This window comes from Bacteroides propionicigenes (assembly GCF_018390535.1).
Taxonomy (GTDB): domain Bacteria; phylum Bacteroidota; class Bacteroidia; order Bacteroidales; family Bacteroidaceae; genus Bacteroides; species Bacteroides propionicigenes.
Genome location: NZ_JAHBBW010000011.1, coordinates 16,290 through 37,097 on the forward strand (window position 1 = coordinate 16,290; position 20,808 = coordinate 37,097).

Consider the following 20,808-nt stretch of genomic DNA (forward strand, 5'->3'; position numbering starts at 1 on the left):
CTTATGGATATAATACAGTTTATAGCACAATTCTTCTACCGTATCCGTTATTGGCTGTTGTGGGGTGGATTTATTGTTACAGTACTGGTGGCGTACTTCACCCAGTTCCTACCATTCAGCTATACTGTAAACAGCAACATTTATGCCGGTGTAACCAATGTCACGAATATTGACGGAAGCAAGGTTGAGAATATCAGCAGCACTTTCGATAATCTCATCAACATAGCCAAGTCCAAAAGTACATTGGAGAACGTCTCGCTCCGTTTATTGGCTACAAACCTTGTTTACGGCGAAGAATGGCGAGACAATATGTACATCCAGGCAAAACATTATCGCCAACTACTGCAAAGCACTCCTAAAGAAGTATTAGCCTTAGTAGACCGTACCTCATTGGAAAAAACCACAGAGAACTTGCGGAAATATCGTCAGGAAAGCGCATCCAACTTTGTATATTCCATGTATAGCCGTCCAACGGCATTTTATGGTTTCGAAGCTCTTGACCAGATAGTCGTGAAACGTCTGGGAGCCAGTGACTTGATAAGTTTCACTTACACAACAGCAGATCCGGGCATCACACAAAACACTATTAAGATTTTAGAGGATGAACTCATCAAGGCATACGAGATACTTCGTTTCAGTGCTACCAATAGCGCCATTGCTTACTTTGAAGAACAGGTCAGACTTGCAAAAATAAACCTGAATAAGGAAGAAGACAATCTAATGCAATATAACGTAGAACATTCAGTTATCAACTATGACAATCAAAGTAAAGAACTGGCAATAACCAAGTACTCTCTGGATGACCGTGAAGAACTTGCCCAACGGACATATAAGAGCGCTGTAGCGCTCCGCCAAATGCTGGAAGGGAAAATGGATGTTCGTGCCAAAATCATACGGGACAACACAAAATTGCTCAAAGAACTGGAGAAAGTGACAGAACTGAACCAAAACATTCTGGAGCAAGAAATCTTTTCGACAGATACGGATTTAGAAAGCAGTAAGCAATTACAACAAGATAAAACCGAGTTACGAAATTCGGAAGAAAGAATCAGCCATATCTCCGACAACCTCAACGAATATAATTTCACGAAGGAAGGAGTCGGAATTGAAAGTATGGTAACGGAGTGGCTGTTGGCATGCATCAATGAAGCAAAGGCACAAGCCGAACTAAAAGTCCTCCAAGAGCGTCGGAACGACATATTGAATCAATACCGGGAATTCGCTCCTGTTGGCACTCAAGTAAAGCGAAAAGAACGCGCTATCGGCATAGCCGAAGACACCTATCGCGAGCAGCTCCGGGGATTGTCCGAAGCACGGTTGCGTCTGCAAAACATAAAAATGACGACAGCCAATCTGCAAATCATCTCTCCACCCGAATTTCCGCTCACCGATAACGGTCGCAAACGGATGCTTTACATCATAGCCGCCCTGATAGGAAGCTTGATTTTCATCACTTTCTACTTCCTCATCATCGAGCTTATAGACCGTACGCTACGGGATGCGGAACGTAGCCATCGTCTTAGCGGCCTGCCTGTCATCGCTGCATTCAACGGTATCAGTAACTTGAAGTTCCGAGGTTTCTTAAAAGCCTGCAACCGTCGTGCCGCAGCCTATTCCTGTCGCCAGCTCAACAAGCATCTGGCAACAGGGCGACCTACCATTATAAACCTGCTTAGTATGGAGGAGCGTGAAGGAAAAAGTTTTCTGGCTAAATATTTTGCCGACCATTGGACTTCCGAAGGACTCCGCATACGTATCGTGAGACATGACGTCGACTTCGAAATCAATGATAAAAGATTCATTCAGGCTCAGCAGTTATCTGATTTCTGGCAACTGAACTCTGCGGAACAGATACCAGATATAATTCTTATAGAATATCCGGCTATAAACAGTGCCAGTCTTCCTTTGGCGGTACTAAAACAAGCTGATTTCAACTTACTCATAGCAAATGCCTGTCGTCTGTGGGGTAAAAATGATGACATTAACCTGAAATCCCTAAAAGAAATATTGGGTGACACTCCGTTATCACTTTATCTCAATAATGCCGACCGTGAAGTTGTGGAAACATTCACCGGTGAGTTGCCTCCCCATACACCTCTTCACAGCTTTGTCAGCCGATTGTCACAACTGGGACTGACAGCTAAAAAAGCCGCCGTAAAATGAGTATAAAGCGCAGTTACATATCATCTCCTACCCTGACCTTTGCCATACTCTGCATGGGATTAGGCTGCATCGTATCAGCGGTTCTGAACCAGAATTTAGCGATAGCGGGACTGGTAGCCATACTGCCCGCATTTTTCTGCATTTTGATTTTACATCTCCGCAAACCGGAACGTTTCATATTCCTGTTGTTCATATTCAATTACTTTTTTACTCCGCTGGCACGTTACAGCCGGCAAGACGGACTTAGTGTATTGTCTGACATTATCTGGTGGAGCGTATTGCTTATTATCATTGTTCAAACGGCATTACGATATCCTTTCCCTTGGAAGCAATCCCGTAACCTCCTTACCATAGGAGGTGCGGCATTGGCAGTATATTGTCTTTTGGAAGTTGTCAATCCCACTGCATCTCTGGAAGCGTGGGTTTATTCCAGAATGTTTATTTATAATACCTTTCTGGTATCATTAATCACGGTGTTGTTGGCAACATCCTATAAGCAAGTCAACCGCTTGATATTCCTATTCTCCATACTTACGCTAATTGCCATTCTAAAAGGATTCTGCCAGAAATTTATCGGGTTCGATGCAATTGAATATAATGCCATGATGGAGAGCGGTATGTACAAAACACACCTATTACCTCAAATAACCCGTTATTTCTCAATCTTCACCGATGCGGGGAATTATGGTTCTAATATGGGATTTGCCTGTGTTGTATTTGGCATAACAGGCTTGTTTACCAAGAAATTCAGCCTAAAAGTCTATTATATCTGTATTTCCGTATTGTCATTATATTCCATGTTCATTACGGGTACCCGGGGAGCTATCGTAGTGCCTTTGGGCGGTCTGTTACTTTTTGCACTCATCAGTAAAAACATCAAATTGATGAGTATCACTACCATAGTAGGAGTTTGTATCTATGTATTCTTTGCCTTTACTTACGTAGGAGAAAGCAATTACATGATACGGCGTATGCGTACGGCATTCCGTCCCAACAAAGACGCCTCCTATCTGGTAAGAAAAAGAAATCAGCAAAGATTAGCGGAATATCTGAAATACAAACCATTTGGCGAAGGTCTCGGATTGGGTGGAGTGGAAGCCCGAAGATTTGGCAACCGACTGACCACTAATATCCCCAATGATTCCACCTATGTCAAGATTTGGACGGAAACCGGAATTGTGGGTATCCTCCTGTACTTGCTGATTTATGCAGGAAGTCTTCTGTGGGGATGCTATTACATTATGTTCAAAGTCAGGAATAAAGAACTGCGCCATTTGCTTACCGCACTTGCCTGCGGCATATTCGGCATGATGATTAGTGCATATGGCAACGCATTCTTCACCCAATTCCCCACCGGCGCCATGATGATTATGTTTTTGGCCATACTGATAAACGGAAAATATATAGACGAACGTCTGACAATTGAAAAACAGCAAGCATTATTAACCGCAACTAAAAAAGATTCAACGATATGATATCCAGCATTTTTAACATATTCAGTTTAGACTGGTGGATGGACGAGAATAACAATGCGTTACAAATGACAGATTCCGTCCTGTTCCTATTACTAACTATTCCGGTGGCATATTTGTTAATTTGCGCACTTTTCTCGCTTGGAAAGTATAAGAACCCTTATCCGGCAGCAACCGTACAGCATCGTTTTCTGGTGCTTTTCACAGTATTGCGCAATGGAAAAGAAGTGATTGAATCTATCAACCATTTTCTTGACACCCAGCAATATCCGCGCGACAAGTACGATGTGGCCGTCGCAGCTACCCAATTGCCCGAAGAAGATCTCATTGCTTTGCTGCAAATGCCTGTAAACATCGTAGTGCCCGACAAAGAATACTGTACCAAGATTTATGCTATCCAGCAAGTCATGGAGCGTTATGCTCCCGATGAGTATGATATGATTGTAATCTTCAACTCCGACAATCATATTGTGCCAAATGCCCTCAGCCTGTTCAATGATGCTTACTATTCCGGTTGCGATTCTATCCAAGCACACCGGATGGCGGAGAATCTAAACACCAGCATTGCCGTTCTAAATGCCACCAGCGAAGAAATCAACAACAATCTTTTCCGTCTGGCTCATACCCGTATGGGCTTTTCCTCGGCTCTTATCGGTTCTGCCATGGCATTCGATTTTGCCATGTTCCACGAACGTGCTCCCAAGTTGAAAGGTTCCGACTTGAGTAAAGCGATGGAAACCGTCTTGCTGGAACAGAATATCTATACTGAATATTTGGAAACAGTAGTATGCTTCAGTAAGAAAGAAGACAATGCAGACGGCTACCAAACCCAACGCATGGGCTGGCTCCGTTCACAATATACCAGTACATTCTTCGCACTGAGATATCTTCCGTTGGTATTGCTGAAAGGCGAATGGGACTATGCCCTCAAACTCTTCCAATGGCTGATGCCTTCCCGCTTCTTACTTATCGCACTGATTATGCTGTGTACAATAGGAATCACCCTATTAGACTGGACTTTAGCTCCCAAATGGTACATACTGCTTGCGGTTCTTATCCTCTCATTCCTCATGGCGCTGCCCGAAGGAGAAATAAGCCGACGTCTCCGCAAAGCTATCTGGGCGCTCCCTGTCCTTATATTTACAGCTATATTCAGCCATATAAAACGTTTTTTCTACAAAAAGAAATAAGGGATATACACCATGAAAATAGCCATAGAAGCCCAACGGATATTTCGTCCCAACAAGCACGGTATGGATTTCGTAGCACTGGAGACCATCCGCGAATTGCAGAAACGGAATGACGGCAATGAATATTACATTATCGTCGCTCCGGGCGAAGACCGTTGTCTGGAGGAATCCGCCAACCTCTCCATAGTAGAAGTGGCATGTCCCACTTACCCGCTTTGGGAGCAGATAGCCCTGCCATGGGCTGTCAAACGCTTAGGAGTAGACTTGCTGCACTGCACGTCCAACACGGCTCCGCTATGGTGTCCGGTTCCTTTGGTGCTGACACTTCACGACATTATCTATCTGGAACCCAGACAACATCGCAGCCCCTCGCTTTATCAGGAAATGGGCTGGTACTATCGCCGTCTGACCGTTCCCCGCATTCTGAAAAAATGCCGGAAAATCATCACAGTCTCCTACTTTGAATGCAACCGCATACGCAAGGCTCTAAACATCCCCACAAATCGTATTATGACTATCTACAATGGTTACAACAAGCATTTCTACCCTATGGAAAGCATAGATATGCAAATTGTCAACCGTTATATTCCTCAGAAAGACTTCTTATTCTTTTTGGGCAACACCGACCCCAAAAAGAATGCGGCAAGGGTATTGAAAGCCTACAGCCTTTATCTGGAGAAATCCTCCGTCAAACGTCCCTTACTTATCGCAGACCTCAAAGAGACCTACATAGACAGTCTGTTGCAACAAGAGGGAATCGGCGAGAATCTGAAACAGCACCTTTATTATCCGGGCTACATCATCAATACCGACCTTGCCACATTGTATAATGCCGCATTCGCTTTCCTCTACCCCTCGCTGCGCGAAAGTTTCGGTATTCCTTTGGTAGAAGCCATGGCTTGCGGTACTCCGGTCGTCACAGGAAACACCTCTTCCATGCCGGAAGTAGGCGGTCCGGGCATACTTGCCACAGACCCTTACAAACCGGAAGAAATAGCCGATGCAGTGTTGCGTCTTGAAAATGAGGAAACGCTCTACCACAAGCAACGGGAGTATGGATTGTTACGTGCCCGACAATTTTCGTGGGAAAAGACAGCCGATGAGCTGATTAAAGTGTATCAATCTTTTGCCTATAAATAACAACCGCATTATGAAAACCCTTTTCCTCGTCTTTTACGGATTTCAAGAGTACAATGGTATCAGTAAGAAAATCAGATACCAGGTAGATGCTCTTAAGCAATGTGGAATGGACGTCCGCACCTGCCACTATGAGGTTACAGGCAGCGGAGACAGGCAGTGGATGATTGACGGGAAAGTACTTGCCGATTTAGGAAAAGGCATAACAGCCAAACTGAAAAAAAGACTGTCATTCACCCCTATCGTGCAGTATGTACGGGAAGAGAAAATACAATGCGTATATATCCGTTCCTATCACAACGCCAACCCTTTCACCATCCATTTCGTGAAAGCGCTGAAGAAGCAAGGCGTTAAGCTACTGTTGGAGATACCCACTTATCCTTACGACCAGGAATACTCCTCCGGCAAGGAAAAAGTGCAGCTCTATACAGACAAGCTATTCCGCCATGCGTTCTGCAAGTATGTCGATTTCATTGTCACATTCTCCAATGATGAGAAAATATTCGGCCGTCCCACCATCCGCATATCCAACGGAATAGATTTTGCCCACATTCCTCTACGCTCTCCCCTGCATGACACGAGTAAGGAACTCCACCTGATAGGAGTCGCCGAAATTCACTTCTGGCATGGTTTCGACCGTCTCTTGAAAGGGTTGGGAGAATACTACACCGGTAATCCCGCATACAAAGTCCATTTTCATCTGATAGGGAAAATGAGCGGGAAACGGGAAGAGGAAGAAATTGAAACACCTATCCGCCAATATCATTTGCAGCCATATGTCACCCTGTACGGAGCAAAGCATGGTGAGGAATTAGATGCCCTTTTCAATCAGGCAGACTTCGCTGTGGGCAGTCTGGCGCGTCATCGTAGCGGCATATACAACATCAAGACACTGAAAAACCGGGAGTATGCGGCACGCGGATTCGGTTTCATCTATTCCGAAACAGATGATGACTTCGACTGTATGCCCTATGTACTGAAAGTTCCCGCCGATGAAAGTCCTGTGGACATACCCCGGTTAATAGAGTTTTGCAGGAACATGGCTATGCCCCCGCAAGAGATAAGAAACTCTATCCAACACCTGTCGTGGAAAGAGCAAATGAAAAAAGTATATGAATATATAATTCAAATTTAAAAATAGAATGCCATGCCCGAAGTTTCCGTCATCATCCCTGTATACAATACTGCCGCCTACTTGCGCAGTACATTGGACAGCATTTGCAACCAAACCCTGAAAGAGCTGGAGATTATTCTTATCAACGACGGTTCCACGGACGAAAGCCAAAGCATTATCGAAGAATATGCAGAACGCGATACAAGAATCCAATGGTACGTACAGCCCAATCAAGGGTTGTCCGTTGCACGTAATCAGGGATTGTTATATGCCACCGGCAGATACATCTATTTTATGGACAGTGACGATACATTAGATGTACAAGCGCTTCAACACTGTTACACCCTATGCGAAAAGAAAGGATTGGATTTCGTATTCTTCGATGCAGAACCGTTAGTGGAATCATCAGAGAGCCAAAATATTCCACACTATAGTAGAAAAGGGAAAATAGATGAATCCATCCATCCGGGAATCGAGATGTTAGAATATGAACTTAACAACCGCTTGTTTCTTACTTCCGTTTGTCTATGTTTGGTTAACCGCTCGTTCCTAAACAGATGTTTCACTTGTTTTCACCCCGGCATTATCCATGAAGACCACACTTTTGCTATGAGAATTTATCTAAGTTCCCAGAAAGTATGTTATGTTCCCGAGACCTTTTTTAAACGAAGAATACGTTCCAACTCTATTATGACCAATCGCTTCGGGATGCGCAACATTGAAGGATACACCACCGTATGTACCCAAATACGCACTCTCGGAAAACAGCATCCCGAATGGAAGGCTGTGATTGACAAATATCTATCCTATACCCTGAATGATGTAATCTGGGCAGGCCACCGAATGACCTTCCTCGAAAAAGTAGAAACAGCTTGCCGCTTCAAGCGTCTGCAACTTGGAGGGTTTGTCAGCTTCAGAAACTGGGCTGTATTCTGGTTGAAGAAAAAATAAAAAAGAGTATGACAGCACTTGTCTCCCTTATCACCGTCAACTACAACGGGCTGCATGACACCTGCGAAATGATTGACTCCTTTCGCAGATATGAAACCTATCCCCACTATGAAATCATTGTTGTGGACAATGGTTCTCGCCTGCCCGAAGCCGAAGAAATACGCCATAAATATCCGGACGTCAAGGTAGTGCAGAACATCAACAACGGCTTTGCAGGCGGCAATAATGCCGGATTGAAAGTTACCGAAGGAGACTACCTGTTCTTCATAAACAATGACACCCTCATCAAAGAGCCGATTCTGGACACACTGGTGCGACGCATAGAGGCCGATCCGCAACACAACGGCGGAGTATCGCCCATGCTGAAGTTTGCCGCCCGGCCGGACATCCTGCAATATGCAGGCTTCACGCCCCTAAGCTCCATCACCTTGCGCAACGCATCCATAGGATTCATGCAACAAGACGGTCCACGCTTCCGCACTCCCCGCGAAACCGCCTCACTGCATGGAGCCGCCATGATGGTGAGCCGGAAAGCCCTGCTGGATGCAGGACCCATGACCGAAATATACTTCCTGTTCTACGAAGAACTGGACTGGTCCGTACAAATAAAGAAAGCCGGCTACAGCCTGTGGTATGAACCCTCCGCCGTAGTCTACCACAAAGAAAGTATGACGGCACGGCGAGGAACGCCGATGCGGGAGTTCTACCTGTCGCGTGCACGAGTGCTGTTTGCCCGCAGAAACCTGCGGGGCATGAGAAAATGCCTTTCGTGCGCCTACCTCTGTCTACTCGCCGCCCCCAAGAAAGCTGCCGTATATCTGTTACACGGACAAGCCTCACTGGCAAAAGCTACCCTATGCGGCACTTGCAAAGGAATATACACCAAAAAGAAATAACCCCTTTATTCCATTTTCATATCTTCTCCAGTAGCAAGGTAATACTTACCGCTCACTCCTCCTCAAGCTCTTTGAATCTTATATCGGATTTCTTTCTATCTTCCATAATCACATTTCCTTTAGAGGTTTCTCCGCAGCACGTTTCACTTCATTGATTTCGTTGATGAGCTGTTCGGTTGTAGGCAAGTAGAGTTGATATTTGCTTGCGAGAATTGTTTGGTTGCTTTCCGGCAAAGCCAACTTCACCGCCGTATCGTTCTTGTCGGTGCAGAGCAGAATACCGATAGTGGGGTTCTCATCCTCCGTCTTCACACAGCGGTCGTAATAATTGACATACATCTGCAACTGCCCAAGGTCTTGGTGGGTGAGTTTCTGCGTCTTGAGTTCAATCACCACAAACGAACGCAACAGGCGGTTGTAGAACACGAGGTCGGCAAAGTATTCGTCATCCTCCACGAGTATTCGCTTCTGCCTTGCCACGAAAGAAAAGCCCTTGCCCATTTCAAGCAGGAAGTCGGCAATGTGCGATATGATAGCGCTCTCCAACTCTTTTTCGTAATAAGAAGCACGGCGTTCCAATCCGAGGAATTCCAGTACCATCGGGTCTTTGATAATCTCCGTGGGCGATTCGGGAATCCGTTGTCCCCGCGCCACGGCAAGTACCGCTTCCTTGTCGTTGCTAAGCAACAGACGCTCATAGAGCAAGGAGTTAATTTGGCGTTCCAACTCGCGCTTCGTCCAGCCGTTGTTCACTGCTTCGAGTTGGTAATACTCGCGTTTATCGGTGTCGGGTATGGCAATCAGCAACTTATATTGCGACCAATTCAATTGCGAACACACTGTATTCGCAATTGGGTAAGTACGATAAAACTGGCGGCAGATTTCGAGTTGGCGCACTGAGAAACCGCTGCCATAGTCGGGCGCAATACACTTGGAGAGGTTCTTGATAAGGTACGAGCCATAGTCGGCGCGTTCCTTGCCCTGCTGCTCTTTCTCGAAAATGCGCTTGCCGATGCTCCAATACATCTGCACCCGGCAGAAGTCCACACTCCGCACGGCATTGGCACGTGCATTATCAATTATCTGTTTGATTTCGCCCACGAACCCTTCCAAGGAATCGTGGGGAACATTTACCATTTCATTCTTCATATCACCCATTGCAAAGAAGCGATTTAAATTCGTTTAATACTTGCAAGTCAAACTCGTTTGCCGTAAAGATGTCAATCACTGCACCCGGCAGTTTGTTCAACTCCTCGCATATGGAAGCAATCTATTTCCTACAAAGATAATAAAAAATAACAAGATTGCTTTTCCATTCCGAAACTTTCTTCCATTATTGGCAAAAGATACTATCTTTGCAAGCATTTTTAAAAATTCACATAAAATGGCAAAAAATTCAACCTGTCCATAACATTGGACAACAAAAAGTTCTGGGAATTTGAGGGCGTCACCAAGCACACCATGAAAGAGCTGGTAATCGCCGAAATCATCAAGTTGGTAATCTTCCGGATATTCAAGGCAGACACAAAAGTGAGTTACAGGATAAGCGCCGAGCTTATCCCCGTTGAACACCGCATCGAGGCTGTGAAGCAAGAAAGGGAGAAGGAGGAAGGGAAGGAGGAAGAGAAAAAGGAGAAGAAGGAGGAAGAGAAAAAGTAGAAAACTTTCCGACTTATACATTTTTTAACCCATACACGGTTTTCAAGCGTTTGTAAACCGTAACACACTGCACTGCAACAGAATGAGCGTATATAGACCGTAGTAAATCAGGCTATATACGCTATTTTTTATGCCTACCTTCGTGCCTGTAAACATTATAAAAACAATCCGATTAATGAAACGAAACTTCTATTTGCAGCACCCGCTGATGGCAATGAACGACCCAAGAATGAACAATCTGGTAGAACAGGAAGGACTGAGGGGGCTGGGCGCCTACTGGTTCATCATCGAGAAGCTGGCAATGCTGCCCGAATCGCGCGCGAACCTCAAATATATGAAACCTTTCTGCATAGGGCGGGCAGTGCCGCTGAGCTATCTCAAAAAAATCATCTGCGAATACCGGCTTTTCACCTTGGACGAAGACGGATTTTTTATGCCCGCCGAGCTGAATCCCGCTCATAAAAAGAGCAAAAAAGCCGCAGAAAATGTACAGGAAAACGGCAGTTCCGAATACAAAAATGACAAAAAAGTGCAGAAAATGTCAAATAAACAAGCGGAAAAAAACAACGAAAAAAAAGACAATACGCTAAAAAACAAGCCGTTGACCTGCAATACTCCTGCAAATAACAAAGAGAATATAAAAGATATAAAAACAGCAGCAACAACAGAAGAAAAAGAAGAGACTGCCGCCGCTGCTGCCGCCCACCCCCACACTCCGCCTTTCTTTCCGGACGGACAGCCGCTGCGCCCCATGCGCACTTGGCAGGAACTGGTGGACGAAATGCACCAAAGCCGCAGCTGGATGGAGCTCGCCTGCATGAAGAGCTGCTACGCCCCGCTGATGATGCGGCATCTGGGACAGGTCATCAAGCTCTTCAAGCAGCACATCGAGCTGTACGGCAAAGGCTACGACCTGCTGAAAGAGAGCGATGTACGCAGCTATTTCGTGAACTTCGTAAGTGCCGGCGGACGCACCTCGCAGGAGCTGCACAAACGTCTGCTGGAGATTGAAGCCCAAGAGAAAGCCGCGCTTCCCGACAACGCCGCCAACCCCTACCGACACGAACAGACCGTGGACGGCAAACGCACCTACCTCGGATGCCCCATCCCCGACAACGCCCCGCCAAGACCCGACCGCAACGCCGTCTGGAACGAAGAACTGCAACAGTGGATGCCCGGCAGGACAAACGGGAAGAAGACACGCTGAAAGGCTCCCCGAGCACGCACCTCAGCTCCCCCAACGACGCACCTCAGCCCCCCGAATGACGCACCTCAGCGGAGCAAACCACGCACCTCGGCTCCCCCAATGACGCACCTCGGCGGAGCAAACCACGCATCTCATCCCCGGCGAGGTGTGTGGTTGGAAACCGCCAACCATCAATCATAAACCATCAATTAGAAATCATAAATTACAAACCGATGAGAGATTTTAGAAAGTATAACATCAACACCCGTGGCCGCAGCAGCGGCAAAGTAAAAACCACCTGTCCGCAATGCAACGACACGCGCGGGCACAAAGGCGACCGTTCGCTGTCCGTAGACTTGGACAAAGGCCTGTGCTACTGCCACCACTGCGGCTACACGCTGCACATCCCCGACGATGCCGAAGAGCGTCAGCGACAGGAGCGAATAGACCGATACCGCAAATCCGCCCGACTGCCTTCGCACTTCCGCCGCCCCGTTTTCGACGCCTCCAAGACGAGCCGCAGCGAACAGCTGGAACGCTACTGGACGGAAGAGCGCTGCCTCCGTCAGGAACTTCTGGACGAGCTCCGCATCACCGAACAGCGCGAGTGGATGCCCCAAAGCGAAAAGGAGGAGAACTGCCTGTGCTTCAACTACTTTGAAGGAGACACCCTCGTCAACACCAAGTTCCGCAGCGGGCAGAAGCACTTCAAGATGCTGAAGGACGCCGAACTCATCCCCTACAACATCAACGGCATACTGGGCACCCGCGAGGCCATCATCACCGAAGGAGAGTTTGACGCCTGCGCCCTGATGACCGCCACCGGACGGCGTGACATCATCTCCGTGCCCGCCGGAGCGCAGAACAACCTCACGTGGATGGACCGCTTCGTGGAGAGCCACTTCGAGGACAAGGACAGCATCTACATCGCCGTAGACGAGGACACCGCAGGCGAGGTGCTGCGCCGCGAGCTCATCCGCCGTCTGGGTGCGGAGTGCTGCAAGGTGGTGCACTACGGCGAGGGGTGCAAGGACAGCAACGAGCACCTCGTGCGCTACGGTGCGGAGAGCCTCGCCATCTGCCTGCAGCAAGCCGAGGAGGTTCCCATAGAGGGGGTGGTCACTGCCGACGAGTGCAGCGACGAGCTGCGCGCGCTCTACGAAAACGGCCTGCAAGCCGGCGCCGAAACCGGTTGGGAAAACCTGGACAAGCACTGCACCTTCGAGCTGGGACGGCTCATGGTGGTGACGGGGCGTCCGGGCGAGGGAAAATCCGAGTTCACCGACGAACTCGTGCTCCGCCTGCGCCTGCGCCACGGCTGGAAGACAGCCTACTACAGCCCCGAAAACCAGCCCGTGGAGTATCACCTCAAGAAGATAGCCGACAAGCTGCTGGGGCGCGAGTTTGCCCCCGGCTACGGCATGACGGACGATATCTACCGGCAAACCCGGCAATGGCTGGCGGACAACGTGACGCACATCATGCCCGGCGACGGCGCCTACCGCATAGACGACATCCTCCTCAAAGCCCGCCAGCTGGTGCGCCGCCGTGGTGTGCGCACGGTCGTGATAGACCCGATGAACCGCCTGGAACAGGAGAACGGCATGACGGAACGCGACTTTATCCGCTCCGTCCTGAACAAGCTCTGCCGCTTTGCCCAGCGCAACCGCTGCCTCGTCATCCTCGTAGCCCACCCGCGCAAGGTGAACCGCAACGAGGCCACCGGCGAACTGCGCCGCGTAGAGATGAACGACATCAACGGTTCCGCCGACTTCGGCAACATGGCGGACTACTGCATCGACGTAGACCGCAACGACAAGAAGCAAATCGTGACCATTTATGTTGACAAAGTGCGCTTCAAGCACTTGGGCAGCGCGGGCACGTGCGCCAAGTTCGTCTACAACTTCGTGAGCGGCCGCTACTTCCCTTGCGAGGAGGGCATTGTGCATACTCCGGACGGCGACGCTCCGGGACCTCTGGACACACAGTTCGACAACACGAATTGGTTGAAAAATAATGAGGAACAAGGTTGCCTGTTCCACTGAAAATGCGTACCTTTGAAGTAGTTAATATTCTGAATAACCTAACCTGAACACGTGCATCGGCTATGACAAAAAATGATGTTTCTTTCCTTTCAGAAGCCCCCTTCCCCATTCGCAGTTACGGGAAGGGCGAGCTGGCAATGTGCTACATACGCAACGTAGCGCAACAGACTGCCGTGAACCAATTCAACGAATGGATTCGTACCGCCCCCGGACTGGAACAACGCCTGTATGCCACAGGCATGAGCCCCACCACACGCCGGTATACGCCCGCACAGGTGAGGATGATGGTGGGTGTCTTCGGGGAGCCGTAGGATATTTCAGGCACGGATTACACGGATTTCACGGATTTGCTTTGTTCCTTTTTATTCTTTTTTCCGTGAAATCCGTGTAATCCGTGCCTGAAAAACCATTTATTCTCCGCCATCCTCCCTTATTCTCCGCCAACCTCCCCCAACCTCCGCCAACCTCCTTTCGTGCCGATGCGCTGCCGTATCTTTGTGTCAACGAAACGAGGGAGGAAAGCTCGCCGCGGAGAACCCCTTCCCCCCCGTCGTTTCGGAAACAACCAATTAATAAATCAACGAAATGACAAAAGCAAAAGCATTAGTAGTGCGCACGCAACGCCACCAGAAGGTGGGAGACAAAGACTCGCCCATGGTCTACACGCTGAGACGCAAGTCGAAAGACGCCAAAACCCTCGACCTCGAACGCCTCGCGCAGGATATAGAAGCGCTGAGCAGTATGTCTGCCGAGGATGTGGTGCACGTGGGCAAAGCCATTGTCCGCCAGATACGCCAGACGCTGACGGACGGCAACAATGTCCGTCTGGACGGGTTCGGCATCTTCCACACCACCTTCAAGTGCCGCGCCACCGAAGCCGCCAAAGACTGCACGGTGAAGAACATCGAAAAGGTCAATATCCGCTTCAAAGTAGCGAACACCCTGCGTCTGGAAAACGACACCAACGCCACCACCAAAGGAAATCCGAATACCATGATTTTCGAACTGGTGTCCGAGGATAACAGTTCCGGCGGAGGCGACGGCGGCGGTGGAAACGGGGAGTTGCCGGACGGAGGAGACAAGGAAGATCCGCTGGGATAAAATCAGAATTATGCATAATCAGTTTATACCATCTGTCATTCAGAGCGTAGCGAAGAATCTACTCTCTGTGTATGCATCAAGAGAGTAGATTCTTCGCTACGCTCTGAATGACAGATGGTATAAACTAAATTTCAACACTTACTTAACAAAAAAAAACTATGAGTAAAAGTACAGGAATTTGGGGTACCGTCTTGAAAGTGATTATCGCCGTAGCTTCCGCCGTTCTCGGCGTTTTCGGAGCCAATGCGATGACGCTGTAAAAGACCGGATGCTGCTACTTAATCTGCCAACCTGAAGAAAAAAAAATGCGAACTATCAATCTGATTGTGATACATTGCAGCGCCACGTGCGAGGACCGTCCCTTTACCGAGCAAGCCCTGGAGGCCGCCCACCGCCGGCGTGGATTTGACAGCACAGGCTATCACTTCTACATCCGCCGCGACGGACGCATCCTGACAACACGCCCGGTCGAGAGGGCCGGAGCCCACGCCCGCAACTACAACGCTCACTCTATCGGCATCTGCTACGAAGGCGGACTGGACCACTACGGCCTGCCCAAAGGCACTCGCTCCGCGTACTGGTCAGGGCACTGCTGCAGGACTATCCCGGCGCCCAAGTGACGGGACACCGCGACCTCAGTCCCGACCTGAACCGCAATGGCGAGGTGGAACCTATGGAATGGACCAAACAATGTCCGTGCTTCGACGTGAAACGGGAAAAGTGGTAAAAGAGAGGACAAGAGGATGCACTACTCGGAAGGATGAGAAGAGCGTCCTCTTCCTTTTTTTATTTACGCCGGAAACGTCTCACCAACGAACGCATCCCTTCCGAACAACAATAGAAACTGCCACCCAATATCAACAAGAAAACCAAAGATGAAACCAATGCGTATACCAACCACATACCATACCCCCCGGAAGGTTCTGACAGCGGAAGGAAATAGAGAACAACGTCCGTCAATCCCCATGAAAGAACAGCAAGTAGCAAGTAACAAAGAATATTCTTCCAATACAGCTTTACCGGCATTTTGAATCCCTCTTTGTAAAGAAGATAAGGTTTCCATATACTGATAATGGTTATCGAGCTGGCTATATCGCCCAGCAAAACACCGGGAAGCCCCCATAAATATCCCCCCAGCAAAGCTACCGCCACCGTTATGACCAACGTGGCTACCGGAGCCCATGTATCGTGGAATAGTCCATAACCAAAAATAAACTGGTCGTTCGTACCTCTGAATTGGCTGATAAAGAAATTGGTGAGAATAACAATCAATACGGAATGTGGCAATATATACTCCTCTCCCAACCATACCGTAATGAATGGATCCATCAGATGATACAGCGCAAAAGTCAAGAACGAAGCTATCAAAAAGCGCAATGAACTCAATTCCCAAAATACCTGCTGGATGCGCTTCATGTCTCCCTCGGCTATCAGATTTCCCACACCTGCACCGGTACTGCCCAAGAAATTATCAATAAACTGGTTCAGCTTGGTAAGCAACAACATATAATTGCCATAATAGGCAACCAACTTCAGCGATGTAAACGCGTAAACTAAAAAAGGCAAAAGTTGTGTCCTGCCCATTCCTGCCAGTTTATGTACAAACATCTGGCGAGCCTTATGCACGATAATCTTATTCTCCGGATACTTCTGCCTGCCCTCCGCCACACTGCACTTCAGCCACGGATATACCTGGTTAATCTTCCAATTCAATATGAATGAATACAGAATGCCGAATAACAATTCAATAGTTATCCACAGATAGAAACTGCCCACATACCACACAAGCGCTATCTGCAAGAAGACTTTCACGATATTTGCCGTTTGAAAGTAAACGGTAACCACATAGTTACGCTGGTCGGCACCCAGCAAAGTCTGGCGGTAATTGACGAAATAGCTGATGAGAGCGGAAGCCAAAAATGCGAAATAAGCAAAATAAATGACTCCGAGATGAATGCTGACGTCCGCGAATATGTAGGGTAAAAAACAGGCAAGAAGTAACCCGGCACCTAAAATAAGCAACCCTACATTGCGATAGAGATAACCCAACACTGAGATTATCTCCTTTATCTTATCTTGGTTCTTATCGAAAATAGGTTTATAAAGCACATAGCCGATGGATGCTCCAATGCCCAGCTCGGCAAGATTGAGAAAGCCCAGCAAGTTCTGCATCGTACCCGTCAAGCCTACAAAGTCCGCCCCCAGCTTCTCAAGGAATATCTTGCGGGAGAAGAACGAAATGAACAGCGTGACAAGATAGAAGAATACATTGACACGAGCATTCAAGTAACTTTTATGAAGACGGGATTCGGCCATAGGCAGCTATATTTAGTAAGGAATTCGTTTTACTTCATTTTTCCCGGACCGATGAATGACAATCGTTTTATCTTCCCCATAACCAAATCAGAAAAAGTATTTATAATATTCCCTATACATTCTTTTCGCAAATATATCCACAAAGCTCTATAATATCCTCTCTTACCGAAATGTTCTTCACATTTTTTCACACGAGAATATGCATATACAAATTTATCATCTCGCCCTATCTTTTTCAAAAAACGATTGAATCTACAGGCAACGTATACTCGCGCCAACAGATTCTCAAGTACAGCACCATATTGTAAAGAATTACAACGTACTGTAGCACAATAGATAACATCAGAGCATGCCGCTATTTTTTGTGCATAATAATCACAATAAGCTGAAAACATTGCATCGTTCCCTGCCGGTGTCTCATCAAAACGAAGCTGATATTTCCGAATTAAATTCAAAGATATCATTTTTGCCCATGGTACATCATTTCTATATTTCAATATCTCCAAATCCATATTTTCACTAATTTCAGAATACAATAATTGCCGAGACTCTACCGGTGCGAGGGTTTCTGAGTCAACGCTATCAGCCCGAAATGTTATCATATCATAATTAGTATCCTTGTATCTATCAAGTACCTCTAAAAAATCGGGTAAAAAAAAGTCATCTGCATCAGCAAACAAAATCCACTTTCCACACGCATATTTCAAAGCGCAATTACGGGCATATCCTGCCCCATGCCCCTCTTTTGTATAAATAACCTTGACATCTTCTCTATCCTCTCCCGGAAAATGTGAAAAATCAACCATAGTTGAAGAACTATTGTCATCCACCACAATTATTTGCACATCACACCGTCGAGGAATAGAATCAAGGCAACGCTGTAATAATATAGGTATATTTCTATGAGGAATTATAATAGTGTAATTCATTCGATACAGATTTATTAACTATTTGCTTTTTGGCGCATACAAGAAACGATGCACTTTTAACTTTATAAGCAAAATTATATATACATCATAAAGGCTATAACATTTAAACTTTAGAAACAACTTCCCTATTTTATCCAATTTGTATACAGGACGATAATATAAACACATCGTTTCATAATTTTCATTAACTAACTGAGCTAAGTGACTTAATCTTAAAGAACGTGACACCTCCCTATTACATTGATAATCTGTTTTTAAAGACCAATCAAAACCCAACATCATAGAATAAATCAATACCTCCCTATTTTCTTCAGGAAAGTACCAACAGTCTGACATTCTAACAAACAACGATTGATATAATTGAAATCCGGCATATACAGAATCAAATGGATGAATCGTACTTGACATTGAATTGGGATGTCGGATATAAGCATACTCTTGTTTATCACCTAAAAGTAGATAATCGCAATAGAGAAGGTATTGATACATAAAAAGCAGATCTTCCAAACAATGCAACCGTGTATCAAATCTTAAATGATTCGCCCTTATAATATCAGCTTTATACAGTTTAGAAGCAGAATAGCCCCATTCAGTCAAACGGCATTCGCAAATAGCATATCCAAATTTCTCTTTCCTATAAAAACGATTTGGCAATAACTTTGCAGGTAAAGGAATACCATTCGTATCAAAGCTCTGAAAGCCATGAATAATAAGACCAGCCGCTTCATTGCCCTGCAATGCTTCATAAAGATATTGCAGATAATGAGGATATATCCAATCATCAGCATCAACAAAAGCCAAATATTGACCCTTCATCATCTCTAATCCAATATTTCTCGCAGTGCTAACACCACTATTCTCCTGATGAAACACTCTTATCCGCTCATCTTTCTTCGCATATTCATCACAGATTTCCCCGCAACGGTCAGGACTGCCATCATCTATCAACAACAGTTCAAAATCGGTAAATGTCTGAGACAAAATGCTATCTATGCATTTAACGAGGTATTGCTCAACATTATAGACAGGAACAATAACTGATATTTCGGGAGCATTCTTTTCCATAAGTATAATCTTTAATCGACTCCATGCGCTGTATGAATAAATCGCTTGTTTGCTTCCTTTAAACGAAATAGATTTAAAAACATCAACAAAAAAGAGTAAGGAACCCAACAAATGGCTTTCAATAAACGCCAGCGCCAATACTTACGGGGAATGGCAACAGCCAATGCCAACAATAATAAAGCAAACAAACCCCACCACTTGAGACACCACATTGGAAACGCAATAGATGTGCAGACTGCCATTATGAACACAAACCCCAACAGCAACACCCGGGAAAAAGAGATTTGCTGGTAAAGTTTATCGCAAAAGTCCCACTTCCCGTTACGAATAGCGGGCAGCAAGTGACTGGCAAACTCAAAGAAGCTGTAATACTGGGCGGACAGCCAGCGGCGGCGTTGCTGATAGAAATTTTGCGCTTTCTGTATTTTTTCGTCCTTCACACACGTATCGGGCAGGTAATGGAAGTGTACCCCCTTATAAAGAAGTTTCATCTCCAGCACACGGTCGAAACCTCCTACCGACGTATTGCTCATCATCGCATCGTAAAACAAAGGGTATTCAAAAGCCATTCCCGAACCTATCAGAGCCGCCGACATACCGAGATTGGAATGTCCCAGACGGAAGATGGAATTATTGATTTCCTCACTGATTGCATCCAGGTAAGCCATGTCCGTATTCAAGTTCTTGGCAACACGATGAGTCTGCACCACTTGAACACCGGCTACACCAAAGGCATCGTTCACTTCGGACAAGTAGGAAGGCTCAATGATGTTATCCGCATCTATTATCAATGCCACATCATAGGCGTCCTTATCCAAATACTCGAGAGCTGCTTTCAGGGATTTGGTGTTGGTGCTTTTCTCAAAATCAACTTGAAGCAACTTTATGGGAAGTGAGGACAAAGCCGCATTGGTTTCGGGTTGCATATGATCTGAAATAACCACAACATCATACTTCTCGCCCGGATAATCCTGCGCCAGACAGGCGTGCACAGTAGACCGGATAACCGCATCTTCACGATAGGCTGCAATAAGTATTGCAAAACGCTTATAAGTTTCGGCCGGTACAGTTGCCAGAGGTTTACAACGACGCAACGATGCCAGACTGTACACCAGCAAATACGCCACATTTATTGCGAATAAAATGTATAGCAGCCAATCAAAGAAGTATAATATGTGTTCCAAAATCCATACGGTTTAACCTTGTTGTTTTATTTGTTGGACCGCCTGCGCGCAGGACATCCGTCACAAAGATACAAAAAAGGGGAATAGATTGTTCCAAATGCACAAAAAAGGTAAAAATAAAAAAACGAGCAAGCTCTCTCGAACCCCTCGCCTCGTGTAAGAAAAGCCTAAAGGCTTTTCTTTTTTACTTGCATCTAATTGTTACCCGAAAATCAATCTTTCTTTTTACCTCTAAAAAAACAAACTTCAAATACCTACTAACAACATTAATGTTTAACTTTTACCTTTTTCTAATTACCTATTTTCAATCCAAAAATCAAAACTATGAATTAATTCAATCTTTTTACCTCTTAACTAATTACCTTTACTGAAAACTCATTTTTTATTGTTAAATGCAATT

General features: G+C 46.3%; 18 protein-coding genes and 1 pseudogene. 14 read left to right on the forward strand and 5 right to left on the reverse strand.

What is annotated here, in order from left to right:
• Positions 1 to 3: 3 nt before the first annotated feature.
• Genes KG118_RS13110 through KG118_RS13140 form a run of 7 tightly spaced genes read left to right on the forward strand, consistent with a single transcriptional unit; the run spans position 4 to position 8,923 of the window.
• Positions 4 to 2,163 carry a GumC family protein gene (locus KG118_RS13110; RefSeq protein ID WP_117712488.1) on the forward strand — a complete coding sequence of 720 codons (2,160 nt, stop codon included), beginning with the start codon at positions 4 to 6 and terminating at the stop codon, positions 2,161 to 2,163.
• Positions 2,160 to 3,638, forward strand: coding sequence for an O-antigen ligase family protein (locus KG118_RS13115; RefSeq protein ID WP_117712487.1), 1,479 nt, complete (start codon positions 2,160 to 2,162; stop codon positions 3,636 to 3,638). The genes KG118_RS13110 and KG118_RS13115 overlap by 4 nt, the downstream gene beginning before the upstream one ends.
• A complete protein-coding gene (locus KG118_RS13120) occupies positions 3,635 to 4,825 on the forward strand; it encodes a glycosyltransferase family 2 protein (protein WP_117712485.1) in 1,191 nt (396 codons plus the stop codon). The genes KG118_RS13115 and KG118_RS13120 overlap by 4 nt, the downstream gene beginning before the upstream one ends.
• Before the next feature lie 12 nt (positions 4,826 to 4,837).
• A complete protein-coding gene (locus tag KG118_RS13125) occupies positions 4,838 to 5,965 on the forward strand; it encodes a glycosyltransferase family 4 protein (protein ID WP_117712483.1) in 1,128 nt (375 codons plus the stop codon).
• Positions 5,966 to 5,975: 10 nt separating this feature from the next.
• Positions 5,976 to 7,097, forward strand: coding sequence for a glycosyltransferase family protein (locus KG118_RS13130; protein WP_117712481.1), 1,122 nt, complete (start codon positions 5,976 to 5,978; stop codon positions 7,095 to 7,097).
• A gap of 12 nt (positions 7,098 to 7,109) precedes the next feature.
• Positions 7,110 to 8,027, forward strand: a complete 918-nt coding sequence (locus KG118_RS13135; RefSeq protein ID WP_117712480.1) for a glycosyltransferase family 2 protein — start codon at positions 7,110 to 7,112, stop codon at positions 8,025 to 8,027.
• A gap of 8 nt (positions 8,028 to 8,035) precedes the next feature.
• The gene (locus KG118_RS13140) at positions 8,036 to 8,923 is read left to right on the forward strand and encodes a glycosyltransferase family 2 protein (RefSeq protein ID WP_117712477.1); all 888 of its coding nucleotides are present in this window, start codon (positions 8,036 to 8,038) and stop codon (positions 8,921 to 8,923) included.
• A 108-nt stretch (positions 8,924 to 9,031) separates the two neighbouring features.
• Here KG118_RS13140 and KG118_RS13145 read toward each other — a convergent pair whose 3' ends face one another.
• On the reverse strand, positions 9,032 to 10,081 hold the full coding sequence (locus tag KG118_RS13145) for a PDDEXK nuclease domain-containing protein (protein WP_233514909.1): 1,050 nt from the start codon (positions 10,079 to 10,081) through the stop codon (positions 9,032 to 9,034).
• Positions 10,082 to 10,336: 255 nt separating this feature from the next.
• Between KG118_RS13145 and KG118_RS13150 the strand changes: the two genes are divergently transcribed.
• The 7 genes and pseudogenes from KG118_RS13150 (at position 10,337) to KG118_RS13180 (ending at position 15,641) form a co-directional block, all read left to right on the forward strand.
• On the forward strand, positions 10,337 to 10,582 hold the full coding sequence (locus KG118_RS13150) for a hypothetical protein (protein WP_118323945.1): 246 nt from the start codon (positions 10,337 to 10,339) through the stop codon (positions 10,580 to 10,582).
• Between the two features lie 175 nt (positions 10,583 to 10,757).
• Positions 10,758 to 11,789: a DUF7833 domain-containing protein gene (locus KG118_RS13155; RefSeq protein WP_117712474.1), complete on the forward strand. Its 1,032-nt coding sequence runs from the start codon at positions 10,758 to 10,760 to the stop codon at positions 11,787 to 11,789.
• A gap of 212 nt (positions 11,790 to 12,001) precedes the next feature.
• Positions 12,002 to 13,813: a DnaB-like helicase C-terminal domain-containing protein gene (locus KG118_RS13160; RefSeq protein WP_117712472.1), complete on the forward strand. Its 1,812-nt coding sequence runs from the start codon at positions 12,002 to 12,004 to the stop codon at positions 13,811 to 13,813.
• A gap of 62 nt (positions 13,814 to 13,875) precedes the next feature.
• Positions 13,876 to 14,124 carry a DUF4248 domain-containing protein gene (locus KG118_RS13165; RefSeq protein WP_117712470.1) on the forward strand — a complete coding sequence of 83 codons (249 nt, stop codon included), beginning with the start codon at positions 13,876 to 13,878 and terminating at the stop codon, positions 14,122 to 14,124.
• Between the two features lie 274 nt (positions 14,125 to 14,398).
• On the forward strand, positions 14,399 to 14,914 hold the full coding sequence (locus tag KG118_RS13170) for an HU family DNA-binding protein (RefSeq protein ID WP_117712468.1): 516 nt from the start codon (positions 14,399 to 14,401) through the stop codon (positions 14,912 to 14,914).
• 158 nt (positions 14,915 to 15,072) lie between these two features.
• Complete coding sequence (locus KG118_RS13175) at positions 15,073 to 15,174, forward strand: smalltalk protein (protein WP_158561003.1); 102 nt, start codon at positions 15,073 to 15,075, stop codon at positions 15,172 to 15,174.
• Positions 15,175 to 15,219: 45 nt separating this feature from the next.
• A pseudogene (locus KG118_RS13180) lies at positions 15,220 to 15,641 on the forward strand (N-acetylmuramoyl-L-alanine amidase).
• A 59-nt stretch (positions 15,642 to 15,700) separates the two neighbouring features.
• On the opposite strand, the gene KG118_RS13185 reads toward KG118_RS13180, so the two are convergent.
• Genes KG118_RS13185 through KG118_RS13200 form a run of 4 tightly spaced genes read right to left on the reverse strand, consistent with a single transcriptional unit; the run spans position 15,701 to position 20,408 of the window.
• Positions 15,701 to 17,230 (reverse strand): lipopolysaccharide biosynthesis protein, encoded by a 1,530-nt coding sequence (locus tag KG118_RS13185; RefSeq protein ID WP_117712466.1) that lies wholly within the window; start codon positions 17,228 to 17,230, stop codon positions 15,701 to 15,703.
• Between the two features lie 29 nt (positions 17,231 to 17,259).
• Positions 17,260 to 18,159: a glycosyltransferase family 2 protein gene (locus KG118_RS13190; RefSeq protein ID WP_117712464.1), complete on the reverse strand. Its 900-nt coding sequence runs from the start codon at positions 18,157 to 18,159 to the stop codon at positions 17,260 to 17,262.
• 18 nt (positions 18,160 to 18,177) lie between these two features.
• A complete protein-coding gene (locus KG118_RS13195; RefSeq protein WP_117712462.1) occupies positions 18,178 to 19,224 on the reverse strand; it encodes a glycosyltransferase family 2 protein in 1,047 nt (348 codons plus the stop codon).
• Between the two features lie 11 nt (positions 19,225 to 19,235).
• On the reverse strand, positions 19,236 to 20,408 hold the full coding sequence (locus tag KG118_RS13200; protein ID WP_117712460.1) for a glycosyltransferase: 1,173 nt from the start codon (positions 20,406 to 20,408) through the stop codon (positions 19,236 to 19,238).
• Positions 20,409 to 20,808 lie beyond the last annotated feature (400 nt).